Origin of the sequence: Streptomyces sp. NBC_00341, assembly GCF_041435055.1 — a bacterium.
GTDB lineage: Bacteria > Actinomycetota > Actinomycetes > Streptomycetales > Streptomycetaceae > Streptomyces.
Genome location: NZ_CP108002.1, coordinates 5,605,733 through 5,623,500, shown reverse-complemented (window position 1 = coordinate 5,623,500; position 17,768 = coordinate 5,605,733). Strand labels below are relative to the sequence as shown.

General features: G+C 70.4%; 19 protein-coding genes, 1 pseudogene and 1 CRISPR repeat array. Of the genes and pseudogenes, 12 read left to right on the top strand and 8 right to left on the bottom strand.

Translation table 11 applies throughout. The features are described 5' to 3' along the window. The first annotated feature begins 68 nt into the window (after positions 1 to 68). Positions 69 to 623 carry a VanZ family protein gene (locus OG892_RS25475; protein WP_371630379.1) on the top strand — a complete coding sequence of 185 codons (555 nt, stop codon included), beginning with the start codon at positions 69 to 71 and terminating at the stop codon, positions 621 to 623. Between the two features lie 122 nt (positions 624 to 745). Further along, the gene (locus OG892_RS25470) at positions 746 to 952 is read left to right on the top strand and encodes a PspC domain-containing protein (RefSeq protein ID WP_328865653.1); all 207 of its coding nucleotides are present in this window, start codon (positions 746 to 748) and stop codon (positions 950 to 952) included. A gap of 70 nt (positions 953 to 1,022) precedes the next feature. On the opposite strand, the gene OG892_RS25465 is transcribed toward OG892_RS25470, so the two are convergent. Both OG892_RS25465 and OG892_RS25460 read right to left on the bottom strand, forming a co-directional pair. Then, entirely contained in the window at positions 1,023 to 1,337 is a 315-nt protein-coding gene (locus tag OG892_RS25465) for a hypothetical protein (RefSeq protein WP_073732499.1), read from the bottom strand. A gap of 135 nt (positions 1,338 to 1,472) precedes the next feature. Further along, complete coding sequence (locus OG892_RS25460; protein WP_073732500.1) at positions 1,473 to 2,627, bottom strand: adenosine deaminase; 1,155 nt, start codon at positions 2,625 to 2,627, stop codon at positions 1,473 to 1,475. Positions 2,628 to 2,740: 113 nt separating this feature from the next. Here OG892_RS25460 and OG892_RS25455 point away from each other — a divergent pair, with 113 nt between their 5' ends. The 3 genes from OG892_RS25455 (at position 2,741) to OG892_RS25445 (ending at position 5,801) form a co-directional block, all read left to right on the top strand. After that, positions 2,741 to 3,502 carry an alpha/beta hydrolase gene (locus OG892_RS25455; protein ID WP_079193128.1) on the top strand — a complete coding sequence of 254 codons (762 nt, stop codon included), beginning with the start codon at positions 2,741 to 2,743 and terminating at the stop codon, positions 3,500 to 3,502. A 40-nt stretch (positions 3,503 to 3,542) separates the two neighbouring features. After that, a complete protein-coding gene (locus OG892_RS25450) occupies positions 3,543 to 4,010 on the top strand; it encodes an NUDIX hydrolase (RefSeq protein WP_371630378.1) in 468 nt (155 codons plus the stop codon). Positions 4,011 to 4,184: 174 nt separating this feature from the next. Beyond that, the gene (locus OG892_RS25445; RefSeq protein WP_371630377.1) at positions 4,185 to 5,801 is read left to right on the top strand and encodes a hypothetical protein; all 1,617 of its coding nucleotides are present in this window, start codon (positions 4,185 to 4,187) and stop codon (positions 5,799 to 5,801) included. Positions 5,802 to 6,177: 376 nt separating this feature from the next. After that, a CRISPR array of direct repeats spans positions 6,178 to 7,548; the repeat unit is 29 nt; unit sequence CTGCTCCCCGCGCGTGCGGGGATGGTCCC. Between the two features lie 117 nt (positions 7,549 to 7,665). On the opposite strand, the gene OG892_RS25440 is transcribed toward OG892_RS25445, so the two are convergent. After that, positions 7,666 to 8,619 (bottom strand): LysR family transcriptional regulator, encoded by a 954-nt coding sequence (locus OG892_RS25440; protein ID WP_073732504.1) that lies wholly within the window; start codon positions 8,617 to 8,619, stop codon positions 7,666 to 7,668. 63 nt (positions 8,620 to 8,682) lie between these two features. On the opposite strand from OG892_RS25440, the gene OG892_RS25435 reads away from it, so the two are divergent. The 4 genes from OG892_RS25435 (at position 8,683) to OG892_RS25420 (ending at position 12,298) form a co-directional block, all read left to right on the top strand. After that, positions 8,683 to 10,002, top strand: a complete 1,320-nt coding sequence (locus OG892_RS25435; protein WP_371630376.1) for an MFS transporter — start codon at positions 8,683 to 8,685, stop codon at positions 10,000 to 10,002. A 133-nt stretch (positions 10,003 to 10,135) separates the two neighbouring features. Continuing rightward, on the top strand, positions 10,136 to 10,855 hold the full coding sequence (locus OG892_RS25430) for a L,D-transpeptidase family protein (protein WP_371630375.1): 720 nt from the start codon (positions 10,136 to 10,138) through the stop codon (positions 10,853 to 10,855). A gap of 100 nt (positions 10,856 to 10,955) precedes the next feature. Beyond that, a complete protein-coding gene (locus OG892_RS25425) occupies positions 10,956 to 11,948 on the top strand; it encodes a sigma-70 family RNA polymerase sigma factor (protein ID WP_328865658.1) in 993 nt (330 codons plus the stop codon). Continuing rightward, complete coding sequence (locus OG892_RS25420) at positions 11,945 to 12,298, top strand: hypothetical protein (protein WP_073732508.1); 354 nt, start codon at positions 11,945 to 11,947, stop codon at positions 12,296 to 12,298. The genes OG892_RS25425 and OG892_RS25420 overlap by 4 nt, the downstream gene beginning before the upstream one ends. 111 nt (positions 12,299 to 12,409) lie before the next feature. Here OG892_RS25420 and OG892_RS25415 read toward each other — a convergent pair whose 3' ends face one another. Beyond that, the gene (locus tag OG892_RS25415) at positions 12,410 to 12,778 is read right to left on the bottom strand and encodes a VOC family protein (protein ID WP_073732509.1); all 369 of its coding nucleotides are present in this window, start codon (positions 12,776 to 12,778) and stop codon (positions 12,410 to 12,412) included. A gap of 63 nt (positions 12,779 to 12,841) precedes the next feature. On the opposite strand from OG892_RS25415, the gene OG892_RS25410 reads away from it, so the two are divergent. Next, a complete protein-coding gene (locus tag OG892_RS25410) occupies positions 12,842 to 13,300 on the top strand; it encodes a MarR family winged helix-turn-helix transcriptional regulator (RefSeq protein ID WP_371630374.1) in 459 nt (152 codons plus the stop codon). Positions 13,301 to 13,376: 76 nt separating this feature from the next. On the opposite strand, the gene OG892_RS25405 is transcribed toward OG892_RS25410, so the two are convergent. Further along, the gene (locus tag OG892_RS25405; RefSeq protein ID WP_371630373.1) at positions 13,377 to 13,916 is read right to left on the bottom strand and encodes a TetR/AcrR family transcriptional regulator; all 540 of its coding nucleotides are present in this window, start codon (positions 13,914 to 13,916) and stop codon (positions 13,377 to 13,379) included. 156 nt (positions 13,917 to 14,072) lie between these two features. On the opposite strand from OG892_RS25405, the gene OG892_RS25400 reads away from it, so the two are divergent. Continuing rightward, positions 14,073 to 14,483, top strand: coding sequence for a PPOX class F420-dependent oxidoreductase (locus tag OG892_RS25400; RefSeq protein ID WP_371630372.1), 411 nt, complete (start codon positions 14,073 to 14,075; stop codon positions 14,481 to 14,483). Positions 14,484 to 14,500: 17 nt separating this feature from the next. Further along, positions 14,501 to 15,337, top strand: coding sequence for an SDR family NAD(P)-dependent oxidoreductase (locus OG892_RS25395; protein ID WP_371630371.1), 837 nt, complete (start codon positions 14,501 to 14,503; stop codon positions 15,335 to 15,337). Between the two features lie 50 nt (positions 15,338 to 15,387). Here the strand turns inward: OG892_RS25395 and OG892_RS25390 are convergent, their stop codons facing one another. The 3 genes and pseudogenes from OG892_RS25390 to OG892_RS25380 all read right to left on the bottom strand — a co-directional run bounded on the left by OG892_RS25390 (position 15,388) and on the right by OG892_RS25380 (position 17,726). Then, positions 15,388 to 15,693, bottom strand: a complete 306-nt coding sequence (locus OG892_RS25390) for an STAS domain-containing protein (protein ID WP_371630370.1) — start codon at positions 15,691 to 15,693, stop codon at positions 15,388 to 15,390. A 52-nt stretch (positions 15,694 to 15,745) separates the two neighbouring features. Beyond that, positions 15,746 to 16,342, bottom strand: a pseudogene (locus OG892_RS25385) (Uma2 family endonuclease). Positions 16,343 to 16,448: 106 nt separating this feature from the next. Beyond that, positions 16,449 to 17,726, bottom strand: a complete 1,278-nt coding sequence (locus tag OG892_RS25380; RefSeq protein ID WP_371630369.1) for a thymidine phosphorylase — start codon at positions 17,724 to 17,726, stop codon at positions 16,449 to 16,451. Positions 17,727 to 17,768 lie beyond the last annotated feature (42 nt).

Genomic DNA, 17,768 nt, shown 5'->3' with positions numbered 1-17,768 from the left:
CGCACGGTGAGCCATGTCTCCCTGTGGGGAGCGGAACCGATCCTGCCGCTGCCCGCGTCTTGGGGAGCGTGCGTCAAGGTTCGGACGGCCAGGCCGTCATCCGCTTCCGCGCGGCCGGAGTATCACTCCTCCTCGCGCATCTGCTGCTCGTCGGGTGGCTGACTCTCCGCCCGCTGGACGTGCCGTGGATGACCGCCGCCAACCTCCAGCCGTTCGCCGGTATCAAGGCGGACCTGACTCTGGGCCCGGTGGCCGCCACCCGTCGGATCGGCGGGGACCTGCTGCTGCTGGCGCCGCTGGGCGTGCTGCTCCCGATGGCCGGTGGCCGGCTGTTCGTCTCCCCGTGGGCCTCGCTCGCCCGTACCGTCGCGGCCGGGTCGCTGATCTCGCTGGCCATCGAGCTGGGTCAGACCGGGGTGCCCGGTCAGGTCGTCGATGTCGACTCGCTGATCCTGAACACCGTCGGCGTGGCCCTCGCCCATGTGCTGTTCGTCCCCGCGTGCCGGGCCCGGCTGCGCCGCCGTGAGCAGCGCCGGATCCGGGTGCCGGTGCCGGTGCCGGTCGGCCGTGAGGTCCCTCAGGGGTCGACCCCGACGATTTCCGGGGTCGGCATCGCCCCGTAGAGCGATGCCCCGCCCCCGTCGCGCGAGCCATCCTGGATACATCGGGAGCGCGACAGACCGCTCCCCCACCACGGGAGCACGACAGGCCGCTCCCTCCACAACGGTTCGCGAAGGAGCCCACCATGGCCGCACTTGCCCGCCCCCGTGACGGACGCATGATCGGCGGAGTGTGCGCAGCGCTGGCCCGGCGCTTCGGCACCTCCGCGGGGACCATGCGCGTCATCTTCCTCGTCTCGTGCCTGCTGCCGGGCCCGCAGTTCCTGCTCTACCTGGCGCTGTGGGTGCTGCTCCCCCAGGAGCACTCGTCGTCGTCCGCGGCGGCCTGGTAGCCCCCGTACACATGCCTGTGGGCGGGCACCCCGGTCGGGGGCCCGCCCACAGGCATGTGCGGTACGGGTGTCAGCGGCCGAGCGGCACGCCGTTGAGGTTCAGGCCGCCGGTCTTCAGGCCACCGGTGGGGAGGCCGCCGAGGAGGCCCTTGGCGGGGGCGGTGACGTCCTTGACGGTCTTGGCCTGGCTGGTGCCGAGGAGGTCCGTGGCGGTGTCCTTGACCGGCAGCGTCGAGGTGGTGTTGGCCAGAGCGCCGACGACGGGCAGGGCGCCGGTCGCGGTGTCGAGCGGCAGCGCGGAGGCCGACGCGGTACCGGCGGCGGCAGCGGCGAACGCGGCACCGAGAGCGGCGACGCCGAGAGTCCTGGCAGCAGACTTCTTCATGTGAGTTTCATCCTTGGGGAAGGGGATGCGAGCGGCTCTGCAACGTAGCCAGCTCCGGGCCTTTCCCGCAAACATCGAAAACACGCGAAAACGGCCGGGACATACCGTCCCGGCCGTGTGTCGCGGAGCGTCTGTTCAGCCCGCTACGGAGGTGGAGACGCTGGTCGCAGCGGTCTGCTCGAAGAGCCATTCGGACTTCAGCTCGGCGTATCCGGGCTTGATGACGTCATTGATCATCGCCAGACGTTCATCGAAAGGAATGAATGCTGATTTCATCGCATTGACTGTGAACCACTGCATGTCGTCGAGCGTGTATCCGAAAGTCTCGATCAGCTTCTCGAATTCCTGGCTCATGCTGGTGCCACTCATAAGTCTATTGTCCGTATTGACCGTGGCCCGGAAGTGCAGCTTGCGCAGCAGCCCGATCGGGTGCTCGGCGTACGAGGCGGCGGCGCCGGTCTGCAGGTTCGAGGTCGGGCAGAGCTCCAGCGGGATGCGCTTGTCCCGTACGTAGGAGGCGAGGCGCCCCAGCTTCACGCTGCCGTCCTCCGCGACCTCGATGTCGTCGATGATGCGGACGCCGTGGCCGAGCCGGTCGGCGCCGCACCACTGGATGGCCTGCCAGATCGACGGCAGCCCGAAGGCCTCGCCCGCGTGGATGGTGAAGTGGTTGTTCTCCCGCTTGAGGAACTCGAAGGCGTCGAGGTGCCGGGTGGGCGGGAAGCCCGCCTCCGCGCCCGCGATGTCGAAGCCGACGACGCCCTGTTCCCGGTAGCGGTTGGCGAGTTCGGCGATCTCCAGCGAGCGGGCGGCGTGCCGCATCGCGGTGAGCAGGGCGCCGACCCGGATCCGGTTGCCGTCGCGGCGGGCCCGCGCCTCGCCCTCCCGGAACCCCTCGTTGACCGCCTCGACGACCTCTTCGAGGCTCAGCCCGGCCTCCAGGTGCTGCTCGGGGGCGTAGCGGATCTCGGCGTACACGACCCCGTCGGCGGCCAGGTCCTCGGCGCACTCGGCGGCGACCCTGACGAGCGCGTCACGGGTCTGCATGACGGCGCAGGTGTGGGCGAACGTCTCCAGGTACCGCTCCAGCGAACCGGAGTCGGCGGCTTCCCGGAACCAGCTGCCGAGCTTGTCCGGCTCGGTCTCCGGGAGTCCTTGGTATCCGGTCGCCGCGGCGAGGTCGACGATCGTCCCGGGGCGCAGACCGCCGTCGAGGTGGTCGTGGAGAAGGACCTTGGGCGCACGCCGGATCTGATCCTGGCCGGGCACATTGAGGGTCGGGCTCATCATTCACGCACTCTAGCGCCTACGCGCGTAGAGCGCCGCTGCGCGTCGCTTGCCGATACGTAACGGTGACCGCGAATACGAGTGGCGTACACCTGTCCTTCTGAGACTGTTACGTCATGGCACAGCGCGCACTACCCCTGCCTGCTGCGAGGCTGGGACGGGCCGTCAGAACGGCCGGAGCACCTACCGAGGTCAGCGGCGTGGTCCTGCTGCTCCCGGACGGCGAGCCCTACTCGTACCGCCGTCCCTCCCCCGTCAGTTACGTCCGCCAGCTCCCGCTGGCCCGCGCCCTGACCCGGGCGGCCCGGGACGACGGCCTCACCGCGCACGTCGTCCACTACCGCTGCCGCGGCTGGAACACGACGGAGGCGCAGCTCGCGGCGGACGCCGAATGGGCGGTGGACGAGGTGGTACGCCGCTACGGCGACGTCCCCGTCTGCCTGGCCGGCCACGGCATGGGCGGCCGCGCGGCCCTCCGTGCGGGCGGCCACCCGGCGGTGGGCGCGGTCCTCGCGCTGGCCCCCTGGCTGCCCGCGGAGCCGGACGCGGAGCCGGAGCCGGTCAAGCACCTGGTCGGGCGTCAGGTCCTGCTGGTGCACGGCACCACCGACGCCGGGGCCGACCCCGAGCTCTCCTTCCGCCTCGCGGAACGCGCCAAGAAGTCCAACCGCGACACCTGCCGCTTCGAGGTCCACTCCGACGGCCACGCCCTGCGCCAGCACCACAGCGAAGTGGCCGCCCTGGCGGCGGACTTCCTCCGGGGCGCGCTCTTCGGCCACGCCTACGCCCGCCCGGTGGCCGACGCGCTGGCGGCCCCTCCGCCGCTGGGGCTGCGGATGCCCCTGGCGGCGGGGTTCGGGAAGTCACTGGGACACTGAGGCATCGAGGGTGTCGAGCGGTTAGGGAGAGGTGGGCGGGATGAGTTTCCGGCTGGCGGCGTACGCCGTGTGTGTGGAGGAGGGGCGGGTTCTGATCGCCCGTCATGTCTCTGCGAACGGCGAGAGCAACTGGACCCTCCCGGGCGGCGGGGTCGAGCACGGGGAGGATCCGTTCGACGCGGTGATCCGGGAGGTCGCGGAGGAGACCGGCTGCACGGCGGTGGTCGAGAACCTGCTGGGCGTGGACTCACGGGTGATCTCCGCGGCCGAGGCACGGCACGGGATCATGCACCAGAACGTCGGCGTCTTCTACCGGGTCCGCATCACCGGCGGCCGGCTGCGGCCCGAGCCGAACGGCGAGATCGCCGAGTCCGTCTGGACACCGTTCGCCGATGTCACCGCCCTGCGCCGGTCCTCGCTCGTCGACATCGGCATCGCCCTCGCGCACACCGCTCCCGCCACCGGCCACGTGGGCCCCGTCCCGGTCGGCGGCCTGGTCCAGCACTGAGCCCCCCGTGGGCCCTGCCTCGCGATGTGGGCCCTGGGAATGTGGGCCCCCGCGCTTTGGGCCCGGGGATGGGCCTTCGGGCACTGTCCGTGGGCCCCGGTGTCGTCGTTACGGTTCGAGTCCCGGCGGGTGTCCCGCCCCCGGTGACTCGGGCGAGGTACGACGAGGTGACGCGTGAAGCGCAGCGACCGGATACGCCGAGGCGTACGCACGAGCACGGGGCAGAGCGCGATCGAGTACCTGGCCGTGCTGGGCATCGTCGTCGCGGTGGTCGGCTCGATCGTGGCCGTCAGCATCGGCGGCGACGTCACCGGCTCCGCGCACGAGCAGATCTGCCGCATCGCGGCGACGGCGGGCGGCGGCGGCGAGTGCGGTGACGACAAGGGCGATGACGACAGCGATGACAACGCTGTCGGCGGCGCCGACCCCTCCGAATCCCCCGATCCTTCCGCCGCCGCCCCCGACGACAAACCCGACGACGAGCCTGATGACAAGCCCGACGAGAAGCCCGACGAGAACAAGGGGAACGCGCTCCCCAGCCTGTGCTTCGAGCCGAGGGAACGGTCGTCGAACTCCTCGGTCTCGGTCCCCGGCAACGGCCCCGTCAGCACGGCCGCCGCCTGGGGGTACTCGTACCTCGTCAACTTCATCATCGACAAGATCAACAACGAGAAGAACAAGGAGAAGCGCGTCAAGCAGGCGCTCGACGACCTCTCCTACTGCCTCCCCGACTACAACATCGTCATCGCGCAGCCGCACGAGGGAAACCTGCAGCAGATGGACGGCGCTGCGATGATCCAGACCGTCGAGATCAGCGGTACGACGTACCGCGTGTACGCGTTCAAGACCGGCACGTTCACCTGGGCGGACGACGCCGACCTCGGATGGAAGAACCGCGCGTTCAAGGGCGTGTTCGACGTCAGCGAGGACAAGCGCACGGTCACGTTCGGCGAACCGCCCCGCCCCAAGCGGAAGAAGGACTGGAAACCCGGTGACGAGGGCTGCCAGATCGAGGGCCAGGAGCCGCCCGACCGGAGCCGCTACTACGACACGTACTCCCCACTGGACAACGAGGGTTCGGCCCAGGCGGTCCGGATGCTCGTGAACGACATGCGCCGCTGCTACCCGGACTACAACGTGGTCGCCATGCACTCGGAACAGTCGTCGCACTGGGTCGACAAGCCGGACTCGTTCATCAACGAGAGCAGGTACCGGCTGAACTCCCCCGAATACCACGACGAGGAGACCGGCGACGACATCGCCTCGGGCCGCGCGGTGTTCGACGTCTACGTCTTCGACAAGGGAACTTTCAGCAACGACGGCGACGGCGGGTACACCAACTGGGCGTACTACGGCGACTTCACCCGCGACGGCTCGGAGGCCACCTTCGAGAAGCCGGAACCCGCCGACCTGGACGCCGACTCGATCACCACCGGATCGGAGTCGGTCGACTTCAACGACGGCGCCCCGAAGTACACCGCCGGGACGTACCCCGGCACCGACTTCGACGGCAAGGCGCCGGGCGACGACGCCGAGCTGAACCAGTCGCTGATCGACGAGTACAGCCGCGCCTTCCCCGACACGAACATCATCGCGGTGAAGAACTTCAACGACCTCTCCTTCTCCGGGGTTTCGGGCCTCGAACACCTCGCGGTGGTGGACGGCGTCGACATCTTCTCGATCAAGAACGGCACGATCATCAACAACGGTGACGGCGGCTGGAAGAACTGGGGCTTCGCGGGCACGTACGACCGCGAGAAGGACTCGAAGGAGGTGACGTTCAAGCGGTAGGGAGGTCGGCGACGGCCGTCAGCCGGCCGCCGGTCGGTCTGTCTGTCTGTCGGGCAGACCCGCTTCGAGGTGGCTTCTCTACGTTCGCGGCAGGCACCTGCCGGTGCTGCCGGAGCTGCCGGAGCTGCCGGAGCTGCCAGAGCTGCCAGAGCTGCCAGAGCTGCCAGAGCGGAACGATGACGTGGGTAAGCCTGCAGGAATGAATACGGGGCGCGTTCTCGCGTATGCGCCTCGTGGGTGGCAGGCTGAGGATAAGTTCTTGTGCCTGCGGCACCACGGTCGCAATCCGATGTGAGGCCTCATGGGCGTTTTGCCGGATTCCCTGAAGATAGTGGGAAACTGCCACCACGCGCCGTAAACCCGCAGGTCGCGCAGTCTGCTCCCCGCGCGTGCGGGGATGGTCCCGAGACGCGCGCCGACGACGAGGACGACGTGAACTGCTCCCCGCGCGTGCGGGGATGGTCCCGAGGACAACCCGTACGGCACCGGTAAGCACATCTGCTCCCCGCGCGTGCGGGGATGGTCCCAACAGCGATCGGCGCCGGGCGGGGAGCCGCAGCTGCTCCCCGCGCGTGCGGGGATGGTCCCAACCTCATCGCCGAATTCGACCCCGAGGATGCCTGCTCCCCGCGCGTGCGGGGATGGTCCCTCCACATTGGCGAGGGGCAGGGCGGGGTGAAGCTGCTCCCCGCGCGTGCGGGGATGGTCCCCGGGCGAATTCCGCGTTCGTAACGGGGTGCCGCTGCTCCCCGCGCGTGCGGGGATGGTCCCTCGCTGCTCGTCAGCATCGGCGTCTCCACGATCTGCTCCCCGCGCGTGCGGGGATGGTCCCTGCTGCTCCTGCGAGGGCTGGGCGTGGAGGTCCTGCTCCCCGCGCGTGCGGGGATGGTCCCGCTCGGCCACCGCCGGTACGGGACCTGGGCCGCTGCTCCCCGCGCGTGCGGGGATGGTCCCGGGGACTTGGCCTGCTTGGGGTGCAGGCCCCGCTGCTCCCCGCGCGTGCGGGGATGGTCCCGGCGCTGATCCAGGGGTTCGAGGGCTACCTTCCTGCTCCCCGCGCGTGCGGGGATGGTCCCCTCACCGATAAGCAAGACGGCCCCACTCGCAGCTGCTCCCCGCGCGTGCGGGGATGGTCCCCACTACGGCCTACCGGCCAACGACCCGCTGACCTGCTCCCCGCGCGTGCGGGGATGGTCCCGTCATCCCCCCGTCCTCGTCGTCCTCGTCGGTCTGCTCCCCGCGCGTGCGGGGATGGTCCCCACAGCCGCGCCATCACCCACGTGACGCAGGCCTGCTCCCCGCGCGTGCGGGGATGGTCCTCCGCCGCATACGGGCCGAGGCCGTACTTGCGCCTGCTCCCCGCGCGTGCGGGGATGGTCCCTCGGACGCCTACGGAATCCCGCAGGCGATGAGCTGCTCCCCGCGCGTGCGGGGATGGTCCCGCACCGCCGCCCGGCAGGGCGCCAAGGTTCAGCTGCTCCCCGCGCGTGCGGGGCTGGTCCCACCCGATCGGCCCGTGACGCTGGTGTGCGAACCTGCTCCCCGCGCGTGCGGGGATGGTCCCGTCGCTTCGCTCATGCCGAGCGGCGCGAAGAGCTGCTCCCCGCGCGTACGGGGATGGTCCCCAGGACTCGCAGCGCTACCTCCAAGGCCTGAGCTGCTCCCCGCGCGTGCGGGGATGACCCCACCCGGGTCCGCACCTTCAAGACCGCCACCGCCTGCTCCCCGCACCCCCCGGAACGGCCCAACGCCGCACTCCGACCGTTCACCGCCCGGTCGGGCCGCACCGCGTACACGTCTGCCACGCATCCCTGGCTGTGGTCAGCGGCGTCCTGGCCCTCGCCCCCGCCCCCGCCCTCACCCGTCACTCCGGCAGCAGGTGCCCCCTTCGTGACAGCAGGAACTTCTTGAACGCCGCGACCGGCGGGGTGTCCGGGTGGCCGTCCAGCCAGGCCACGCCGATCTCCCGAGCGGCCCGCGGTGCCGTCACCGTCAGCTCCACGACCCCCGGGCGGGCGACTGCCGGGGGTGGGAGCAGGGCCACGCCGAGGCCGGCCGCGACCAGGCCGCGCAGGGTCTCCGCCTCCTCGCCCTCGAAGGCGACGCGGGGGACGAAGCCCGCCTCCGCGCAGAGGTCGTCCGTGATGCGGCGCAGGCCGTAGCCGGGTTCCAGGGTGACGAACGTTTCGTCGGCGGCCTCCGCCAGGCGGACGCGGCGGCGGGTGGCGAGGCGGTGGTCGTCGGGGACGACCAGGCGCAGGCGTTGTTCGTCCAGGCGTCGGGCCACCAGGTCCGGGGCGTCGGGGACGGGTGAGGTGAGGCAGAGGTCGAGGCCGCCCGCGCGGAGGCGTTCGATCATGGCCTCGCCGTAGTTCTGCACGAGCTGGAAGCGGACCAGGGGGTGGTCGGCGCGGAAGGCGCGGATCAGGGCGGGGACGGTTTCCGAGCCCATCGTGTGGAGGAAGCCGAAGGCGACCTTGCCCGCGGTGGGGTCGGCGTCCGCGCGTACCGAGTCGGCGGCCTTCTCCACCTCCGCGAGGGCCCGTTCGGCCGAGCCGAGGAACGTGCGGCCGGCGGGGGTGAGGGAGACCGTGCGGCCCTTGCGGGCGAACAGCGACACCCCCAGGTCCTGTTCCAGCCGGACCATGGCCCGGGAGAGCGTGGACTGCGGGACGCCCAGCTCCTGTGCGGCCCGCGTCACGTGCTCGTGGCGGGCGACCGCCTCGAAGTAGGCGAGGCGCGGCGCGAGGACCGCGCGGATGTCTTCTTCGTAACTGCTCGGTGACAGCCGAGGCTGTGAGCTGTACTGATGCGCCATGGGATTGATTATCGGGTGTTTGTGCATTGGACGCATGAACGGAGGTCGGCCTACGTTCTGTGCATGCCTCCCGCCAGTACCGGGGCGTCCACCATCGTCGTGGCCGCCTCGACCCAGTCGTCCCCCGTAAGCCCCGTGACCACAGCCGAGGACGCCACCGCGGACCGGCTCGAACCCGGTGGGCCGGGCTACCGCCGGATGAGCTTCGCGCTCTTCGCCGCAGGTGTCGCGACCTTCGCACTCCTCTACTCCACCCAGGCTCTGCTGCCCGCCGTCTCCGCGTCCTTCGGCGCCACGGCCGGGCAGGCGAGCTGGACGGTCTCGGCGGCGACGGGTGCGCTGGCGCTGTTCGTGCTGCCGCTCAGCGCGCTGTCCGAGCGGTTCGGGCGGCGGCAGATGATGACCGCCTCGCTGACGGTCGCGGTCGTGGTCGGGCTGTTCGTGCCGTTCGCGCCGTCGCTGGGCTGGCTGATCGCGCTGCGTGCCGTGCAGGGCGCCGCGCTGGCCGGGCTGCCCGCGTCCGCGATGGCGTACCTCGCGGAGGAGGTCCGGCCCAAGGCGCTGGTCGCGGCGATCGGGCTTTTCGTGGCCGGCAACAGCATCGGCGGGATGAGCGGCCGCATCCTCACCGGCTGGGTCGCCCAGCTGTGGGGCTGGCGGGCCGCGGTCGGCGCCGTCGGTCTGCTGGCCGTCGCCTGCGCCGTCGTCTTCCACTTCATGATCCCCCGGGCCCGGCACTTCACCCCCGGTTCGCTGAACCCGAAGGCCCTCGCCAGGACCGTCGGCGGGCACCTCGCGGACCCGCTGCTGCGCCGCCTGTACGCGATCGGCGCGCTGTTCATGACGGTGTTCGGCGCGGTCTACACGGTGATCGGCTACCGACTGGTGGAGGCGCCGTTCAACCTTCCGCAGGGGATCGTCGGCTCGATCTTCCTCGTCTACCTCGTCGGTACGGTCTCCTCCGCCGCGGCGGGGAAGCTCGTGGCCCGGATGGGGCGCAGGGGCGCGCTGTACCTCGCCGTCTCCACCACCGCCGCCGGTCTGCTGCTCTCCCTGGCCGACCAACTGGCGGCGGTACTCGGCGGACTGGTCCTGATCACGGCCGGCTTCTTCGCCGGGCACGCGGTCGCCTCCTCGTCCGTCAGCCGTACGGCGACCAAGGGCCGGGCCCAGGCGTCGGCGCTCTACCAGTCGGCGTACTACCTCGGCTCCAGCGCGGGCGGCACGCTCGGCGCGGTCGCCTTCCACGCCGGTGGCTGGGCGGGCACGGTCACACTCGGACTGCTCGCGGTGCTCGGTGTCGTCTCGATCACGCTGTACGGGACACGGGCGGCGCGCGTCGAGCAGCGCCGGTCCGCAGCCGTGCTGTCCGCCCAGAACTGAGACGTACAGAACCGAGACGTACAGAACCGAGACATTCGGCGCACAACCAACCACTCCCCTCCGCGCGTCTAGCAGGCGGAACCACCGCACTGCACGCGAAGGGGAGTTGGGACATATGAGAGCCAAAGGGAACATGAAGAATATTCAGGGCATATCGGGCGTGCGGCCGCGGCGCGTGCTCGCACTGTCCGTCGCGGGCCTGACCGCGATACCGGCGATCGTCCTCGGCACCGGCACATCCGCACAGGCCGCCGCGTCCTGCACGGCGTCCAAGGGCCCGTACCAGAAGCAGGTCGAGAAGTATCTGCACCGGACCGTGGACGGCAAGCAGTCCGCAGCCGACTGCAAGGCGATCCGGTCGTTCCAGAGCACCTACGGGGTCACGCCCACCCTCGGGTACGCCGGTCCGGTCACCTGGCGCACCATGCAGACGCTCACCGCTCAGAAGGCGGCCGGGAAGAACCCGAACAAGGCGAAGAAGTGCCCCACCAACAAGGGCCGCATCGCGTGTGTGGACCTGACCCGGCAGATCAGCTGGATCCAGGACGGGAGCAAGCTGAAGTTCGGCCCCGTACCGGTGCGGACCGGGCGGGACGGGTACGAGACCCGTACCGGGGCGAAGAAGATCTACTGGCGCCACATCAACCACGTGTCGTCGATCTACCACTCCGCGATGCCGTACTCGCAGTTCTTCGACGGCGGTGAGGCGTTCCACGCGGTGGGCGTGAAGATGTGGAACCCGCCGGGGTCGCACGGCTGCGTCAACATGCGCACCGCCGACGCGAAGTCATACTGGAAGCTGCTCAAGAACGGCGACGACGTCTTCGTGTACGGGCGCAAGCTCGGTACGTGACCGCTTTCCGCTCTTCCCGCCCCCGCTGTCAGTGCCCTGGGGTAGCTTCCGAAGTGCTGGAGTGAGCGGTGTCACGGCGCGACAGGGGTGGAGCGACGCAATGGGTGATCTGACGGCGACGGCGGGCGATGTCGACAGCCGCCTGGAAGGACACCGGACCGAGCTGACCGGGTACTGCTACCGGATGCTCGGTTCGGCCTTCGAGGCGGAGGACGCGGTCCAGGACACGCTGGTGCGCGCCTGGCGCAACTTCGACAAGTTCGAGGGGCGTTCCTCGCTGCGGTCCTGGCTGTACCGGATCGCGACGAACGTCTGCCTCGACATGCTGAACGCGGGCAACAAGCGGGCCAGGCCGGTGGATCTCTCCGGCCCGACGCCGCTCGCGCAGGCCGCGCTCAATCCACTGCCGGAGAACACCTGGCTGGAGCCGATGCCGGACGGGCGGATCCTGCCGTCCGTCACGGACCCGGCAGAGGCGGCGGTGGCGCGCGAGTCGGTGCGGCTCGCGTTCGTCGCCGCGCTGCAGCATCTGCCGCCCAAGCAGCGGGCCGTACTCATCCTGCGCGAGGTGCTCGCGTGGAAGGCGAGCGAGGTCGCCGAGCTGCTCGACACCTCGGTCGCGTCGGTCAACAGCGCCCTCCAGCGGGCGCGGGCGACGCTCAACGAGCACCAGGGCACCGCGGCCGACGCCGCCGATCCGCTGGACGAGGAGCAGAGCAAGCTCCTGGAGCGCTACGTGGCGGCGTTCGAGGGCTACGACATGAAGGCGCTGACGGCGCTCCTCCATGAGGACGCCATCATGACGATGCCGCCGTTCGACCTCTGGCTCCAGGGGCACGACGACATCACCGGCTTCATGACCTCCATGGGGGCGTCCTGCGCCGACTCCCGGCTGGTGGCCACCTCCGCGAACGGCACTCCCGCCTTCGCGCACTACAAGCCGAACCCGGACGGGCCGGGGCTCGTGCCGTGGGCACTGCAGGTCATCGACATCTCGGACGGCGCGATCACCGCGATGCACTGCTTCCTGGACACGCCGCGCTGGTTCCCGCTGTTCGGACTGCCCGATCACCTCGATGCCGATGCGGCGTGAGCCGACGGCTCGGCCGGGGTACGACGTACGGTCTGGTCGCGGCGTGGGCCGTGGTCGTGGGGGCCGGCTGGGGGCTCAGCCAGTGGCTCGGTGAACCGGCCGCCACATCCGGCCCCGGCCGCGTCGCGCCACCGGCCTCCGACGCGGAGCCGGGACCGCAGCCGGAGATCGGGGACGGCGACTTCTGCGACCGGGCCCGGTCCGGGGCCGACGCCGGTCCGTCCGCGCCGCCCTCCCCGTCGCCGTTCCCGAGCGTCCCCACGAAGACGGTGAGCGCCGAGGCCCGTCTGTCCGTGGTCCAGTGCTCGAAGGTGATCGTCCGCGACGGTTGGCGCGAGGCGGACGAGTAGCCCGGTGAACAACCGGGCGGCGGACGTCAGATGTCCGCGATCACGCGGGTCGCAGGGGTGGGCCGGGCGCTTGTGGAGCTGGTGGGTGAAGGGGCTGCCCGCCTGCCCGCCTCAGGCGCGGTCGTGGAGGGTGACCTGGTAGCCGTCGGGGTCGGCGAAGGTGAACGTCCGGCCGAAGGGGCCGTCGACCGGCGCGGTGACGATGGTGCGGCCGTCGGCGGCGAGAGCGTCGTGGATGGCCTGGACATCGGTGGCGTGCAGCCAGATCGCGGCACCGATGCCGGGCTGGGCGACGGATGCCAGATCGGTGCCGGGAACGATGTCCCGGAGTGCGAACGCGATCGGCTTCGTCTCGAAGACGACGGCGTGCGGAGGTCCGGCCTGCGAGCGGACGAGTCCGAGGTACTGCTCGTAGAACGCCTGCGACGCGTCGAGGTCGCGTACCTGGAGCGAGATGAAGTCAGGGCCGGTGGCGGGCATGGGGGTGCTCCTTCTCTTCATGTCAGATTCCTGACATAGATCAATGTATGTCAGAATCCTGACATGAGTCAAAACAACACCGGCGTCGACCTGGACAAATCGCTGGGCTACCTGCTGAAAGAGGCTTCGAGCGCCCTGCGCATAGCCATGGAGGAGGTGCTGCGGCCACTCGGGATGACCGTGACGCACTACTCCTGCCTGGAACTGCTGGCCCAACGGCCGGGCCTGTCCAACTCCGAGCTGGCGCGTGGCGCGTTCGTGACGCGGCAGTCGATGAACGTGCTGCTCCAGGCCCTGGAGCGCGAAGGCCACGTGACCAGGCCGGAGGAGGAGCGCGTCGGGAAGGTTCTTCCGGCGCGGCTCACACCGAGCGGCCGCCGGAACCTGGAGAAGGCGACCGTGGCGGTACGGTCCGTCGAGGTCAGAATGCTGTCCGGCATGACCGAGGAGGAGCAGTCGGGCGCGTTCCGGATTCTGCGGAGCATGGTCCGCTCCCTGCGCGACGGCGACGACGGCGCCTGAAGCCTGGACTGTCCCGCAGCCCCCGGCAGCCCCCGGCGGGCACACGCGATGCCCGCAAGCGGGTGGCGCGGTCGCGTCAGGAAGGGCCGAGTCCGGTGAACAAGGACCGGGCCACCACGTCGGCCCCCTCGGCAGGAGTCAGCTCCGGCATCTCGTGCGCGGCGAGGTTGGTGAGCTGGACGAGCAGGGAGCGGGCCCAGCGGTCCGGAAGCCCGGGGCGGATGAATCCCTCGCGCACCGCGCGGGCCATGAAGGTGTCGAGTTGCTCGATCACCCGCTGGAGACGGGCAGCCGCCGCTTCCTCCTCCACCTGCTGCAGGTTCACCGGCCACCGCCTGCTGACGGTGATGATGTCCTCCGCGTATCGGTGCAGGGCCACCGCCACGGGCGCCTCTGCCAGCCGGGCGTCGGCAAGGACCTGCTCGCAGGCGTCGAGCTTGGCCGTATAAACAGCGGCCATCAGCGCCTCGCGGGAGCTGAAGCGCCGGTAGACGGTACGCCGGTCAACACCCGCGGCCGCCGCGATCGCCGCGATGCTCATACCGGGGTCCTGCGCCAGCAGTCGTGCTCCGGTCTGCAGGACCGCGTCCAGGTTGCGTGCCGCGTCGGCTCTCATCGTGACCGGAGCATACGCGGGCGCGAGGCCGATGGGCGAATAGATGACACATCCCTCTTGCGGATTCCCGACTAAGAGTCACATAGTTGTGGCAGTTAGTCCGTCCGGCGGATCCGCCGTCGCATCGGTCCTCGTTCCTCACCCCAGGAGTCATGCGTGCCGGTCCACATGTCCGAGAAGCTGCAACAGACCCTCGACTCCGGGGTCTTCGCCACGGTGGCGACCCTCCAGCCCGACGGCAGCCCGCACCAGTCGGTGGTCTGGGTGGGGCGGGACGGCGGCGACGTGTTCTTCGTGACCGGTGTCGACAAGCTCAAAGTCCGAAATCTGCGGCGTGATCCGCGGCTGAGCGTGACGATCAATCCGCCGAACGAGCCGTACGGGTATGCGGTGATCAGCGGCACCGCGCGGTTCGAGAGCGCGGGCAGCCGGGAGCGGATGGATGAACTGGCCGTCAAGTACACCGGCAGGACATACGCCGAGCAGCACCCGGAGCCGTATGCCGCAGTCCCGGAACTGATCACCGTCCACGTCACCCCCGAAAAGCTCGCGGCGCGATTCCTGTGAGCCGGCGGAGAGCGGGGATGAAGACCTACGTCATCACTGGTGGCACGGACGGTATCGGCAAGGCGCTCGCACTCGAATACCTGGAAAGGGGGCAGGAAGTGGTGGTCGTCGGGCGCAGCGCGGAGAAGGGCGAAGCGTGGCTCGACGCCGCGCGGCAGCGTAATGCGGCCGGACGGGCGCACTTCATCCGCGCCGGCCTGAGCCTGATGGCCGAGACCAGGACAGTGGCCGACAGAATCCGGTCCTCCTTCGCGAAGGTCGACGCCCTGGTGCTGTGCGCCCGGCACTTCCGGACCACCCGTCTGGTCACGGCCGAGGGTTTCGAGAACACTTTCGCGCACTTCTATCTGAGCCGGTTCGTACTGGGCTACGAGCTGGTCGACCTGCTTGAAGCCGCTGACACTCCCGTCATCCTCAACGTGGCCGGTCCCGGCGGCGAGGGCGAGATCCACTGGGAGGACCTGGAGTTGGCGCTGGAGTACGACGGGGCGAGGGCGCTCGCACAAGGCGGGCGGCTCAACGACCTGCTCGGCGTCTCCTTTGCGGCAGGCCGGCCGGGGACGAACGTGCGGTATGTACTGCTCAACCCGGGGATGGTCAGCACCAGCTTCTCGGGGCAGTACGCCCCGAACGTCAAGGCGCGGATCGACGCCATGCGCCGGTCCGCCCAGCCGGTCGAGGAGGCCGTGGTTCCGATCCTCCAGGTGCTGGATGCCCCGCCCGCAGCCTCGCTCAGCGCCTTCGTGCGGGGCGAGCCTCTCAGCCCGCACGGTCCTGGGTTCGCGGCCGAGGACGCGCGGCGGCTGCACGAGCACACTGAGAGGCTGCTCGCTGATCAGCTGGAGTGGCCCTGACCACTCTCACGGATTCCCATCTCCCCTCCCCTGAAGGGGAGATGTTGCGCTCACGGCGATCCCTCCGCCAGCGCCAGCACGTCTGCCAGCCCCACCAGATCGATCAGCAGACGCAGTTCGGGAGGCGTCCCGCACAGCCGCAGCCGCCTGCCGCCCGATCTGCGGGCGACCAGCGACAGCCGGGCGATCGCCTCCACGGCTGCGAGGTCCGCCCGTTCGAGCCCGCCCACGTCGCAGTCCACGACGGCGGCGTCGGAGGCGGCCAGTACCGCTTCGAGTTCGGCACACAGGCGCGGCACACCGGCCCGCGTGACGCGTCCGGTGACGACGAGGGCAACCGGCGACAGGGGATCCATACCAGGGAGACCGCCGCGACGGCAGAAACTCATCGCGGCGGCGCCGGGCGTCTCAGCTCACGGGGAAGATCCCGGTGTCCAGCTCCAGGCCGAAGGGCTCGGGCAGCGTCAGCTTCTCGCCGTACTCGACGGTGTCCAGCACACGGTAGGTGCCGCCCGCCGGCTCCCCGTACAGCGTTGCGGTGGGGCGGCCGGAGTGCCAGGGGTCGAGGAGGAGGAAGAGTTCGACGCCGGCCTGCGCGTACCCGTGGGTCTTGCCGATCCGGTCGTGGTTGGCGTTGGCCCGCTAGGTGATCTCGACGACGAGCCGCACCTCTTCCGCGGGGATGCGGTTGCCCGGTCCGGTGACGGTGGCGTGCGGGACGACGACGAGATCGGGGATGTAGAGCCCTCCCCTGCCGGTAATCGAGACACCGAGCCTCTGATAGATCCCCCAGTCCTCCGGAATGACGGGGTAGAGCCTGCGCTGGAGCAGAGCCGCCGTCGTGTTGTGGTCCTTGGACGGCGGTGGCGACACGGTGCCGATCCCCTCGATGATCTCCACCTTGCAGCCCTCGGGCGCGTCCGTCTCCTCCCAGATCCGGACGAGGTCGTCCCAGTCCTGGTCCCGGCCCGGGTCGGTCGGGGTGTCGACGGGGAGTGCGCCCACAGCGGTCTCCTCTTATCGGTGCTTCACCTGGGACCCGAGTCCAGCATGCCGAACGGGACCGGCGGCAGTCCACCGGTCCCGTTCACCCGTACGGGGAAACCGCAGGTCAGGCGATACGTTCCCGCACCACCGGGGTGGCGGTGAACGCCGTGCCGGACGGGGCGATGTCGTACGCGTCGGGCAGGGCCTTCAGCGCGTAGTCGAACTTCTCCGGGGTGTCCGTGTGCAGCGTCAGCAGCGGCTGGCCGGCCGTCACGGTGTCGCCCGGCTTGGCGTGGAGCTCGACGCCCGCGCTGGCCTGGACCGGGTCCTCCTTGCGGGCGCGGCCCGCGCCGAGGCGCCAGGCGGCGACGCCGACGTCGTACGCGTCGAGGCGGGTGAGGACGCCGGAGGCGGGGGCCGTCACGATGTGCTGTTCGCGGGCGACCGGGAGGGTGGCGTCCGGGTCGCCGCCCTGGGCGGAGATCATCCGGCGCCAGACGTCCATCGCGGAGCCGTCCGCGAGGGCCTTCTCCGGATCGGCGTCCTTGAGCCCGGCCGCGTCCAGCATCTCGCGGGCGAGGGCGAGGGTGAGGTCGATGACGTCCCTGGGGCCGCCGCCGGCCAGCACCTCGACCGACTCGCGGACCTCCAGGGCGTTGCCCGCGGTCAGGCCGAGCGGGGTGGCCATGTCGGTGAGGAGGGCGACCGTGCGGACGCCGCTGTCGGTGCCCAGGGCGACCATGGTGGAGGCCAGTTCGCGGGCGTCCTCGATGGTCTTCATGAAGGCGCCGGAGCCGACCTTGACGTCCAGGACGAGTGCGCCGGTGCCCTCCGCGATCTTCTTCGACATGATCGAGCTGGCGATCAGCGGGATCGCCTCGACGGTGCCGGTGACGTCGCGGAGCGCGTACAGCTTCTTGTCGGCGGGGGCCAGTCCGTCGCCCGCCGCGCAGATGACCGCGCCGGTGGTGTCGAGGACGTTCAGCATCTCGGCGTTGGTGATGTGGGCGCGCCAGCCGGGGATGGACTCCAGCTTGTCGAGGGTGCCGCCGGTGTGGCCGAGGCCCCGGCCGCTGAGCTGCGGTACGGCGGCGCCGCAGGCGGCGACCAGCGGGGCGAGCGGCAGGGTGATCTTGTCGCCGACGCCGCCGGTGGAGTGCTTGTCGGTGGTGGGACGGGAGAGCGCGGAGAAGTCCATCCGCTCGCCGGAGGCGATCATGGCGGCGGTCCAGCGGGCGATCTCCGTACGGTTCATGCCGTTCAGCAGGATCGCCATGGCCAGCGCGGACATCTGCTCGTCGGCCACCTCACCGCGGGTGTACGCGTCGATGACCCAGTCGATCTGCTCGGGGGTCAGCTCGCCTCGGTCCCGCTTGGTGCGGATGACGGAGATGGCGTCCATGGTCTGGAGTCCTTCCGGCCGGTACGTACGTGCGCGTGGGTC

Excerpts from the sequence above, each read along its gene's own strand:
- OG892_RS25430 (WP_371630375.1), top strand. The coding sequence starts at position 10,136 with ATGAAGAATATTCAGGGCATATCGGGCGTGCGGCCGCGGCGCGTGCTC.
- OG892_RS25460 (WP_073732500.1), bottom strand. The coding sequence starts at position 2,627 with ATGATGAGCCCGACCCTCAATGTGCCCGGCCAGGATCAGATCCGGCGT.
- OG892_RS25440 (WP_073732504.1), bottom strand. The coding sequence starts at position 8,619 with ATGGCGCATCAGTACAGCTCACAGCCTCGGCTGTCACCGAGCAGTTAC.
- OG892_RS25415 (WP_073732509.1), bottom strand. The coding sequence starts at position 12,778 with ATGCCCGCCACCGGCCCTGACTTCATCTCGCTCCAGGTACGCGACCTC.
- OG892_RS25405 (WP_371630373.1), bottom strand. The coding sequence starts at position 13,916 with ATGAGAGCCGACGCGGCACGCAACCTGGACGCGGTCCTGCAGACCGGA.
- OG892_RS25465 (WP_073732499.1), bottom strand. The coding sequence starts at position 1,337 with ATGAAGAAGTCTGCTGCCAGGACTCTCGGCGTCGCCGCTCTCGGTGCC.
- OG892_RS25425 (WP_328865658.1), top strand. The coding sequence starts at position 10,956 with ATGGGTGATCTGACGGCGACGGCGGGCGATGTCGACAGCCGCCTGGAA.
- OG892_RS25395 (WP_371630371.1), top strand. The coding sequence starts at position 14,501 with ATGAAGACCTACGTCATCACTGGTGGCACGGACGGTATCGGCAAGGCG.
- OG892_RS25410 (WP_371630374.1), top strand. The coding sequence starts at position 12,842 with ATGAGTCAAAACAACACCGGCGTCGACCTGGACAAATCGCTGGGCTAC.
- OG892_RS25455 (WP_079193128.1), top strand. The coding sequence starts at position 2,741 with ATGGCACAGCGCGCACTACCCCTGCCTGCTGCGAGGCTGGGACGGGCC.
- OG892_RS25380 (WP_371630369.1), bottom strand. The coding sequence starts at position 17,726 with ATGGACGCCATCTCCGTCATCCGCACCAAGCGGGACCGAGGCGAGCTG.
- OG892_RS25435 (WP_371630376.1), top strand. The coding sequence starts at position 8,683 with ATGCCTCCCGCCAGTACCGGGGCGTCCACCATCGTCGTGGCCGCCTCG.
- OG892_RS25450 (WP_371630378.1), top strand. The coding sequence starts at position 3,543 with ATGAGTTTCCGGCTGGCGGCGTACGCCGTGTGTGTGGAGGAGGGGCGG.
- OG892_RS25390 (WP_371630370.1), bottom strand. The coding sequence starts at position 15,693 with ATGGATCCCCTGTCGCCGGTTGCCCTCGTCGTCACCGGACGCGTCACG.
- OG892_RS25470 (WP_328865653.1), top strand. The coding sequence starts at position 746 with ATGGCCGCACTTGCCCGCCCCCGTGACGGACGCATGATCGGCGGAGTG.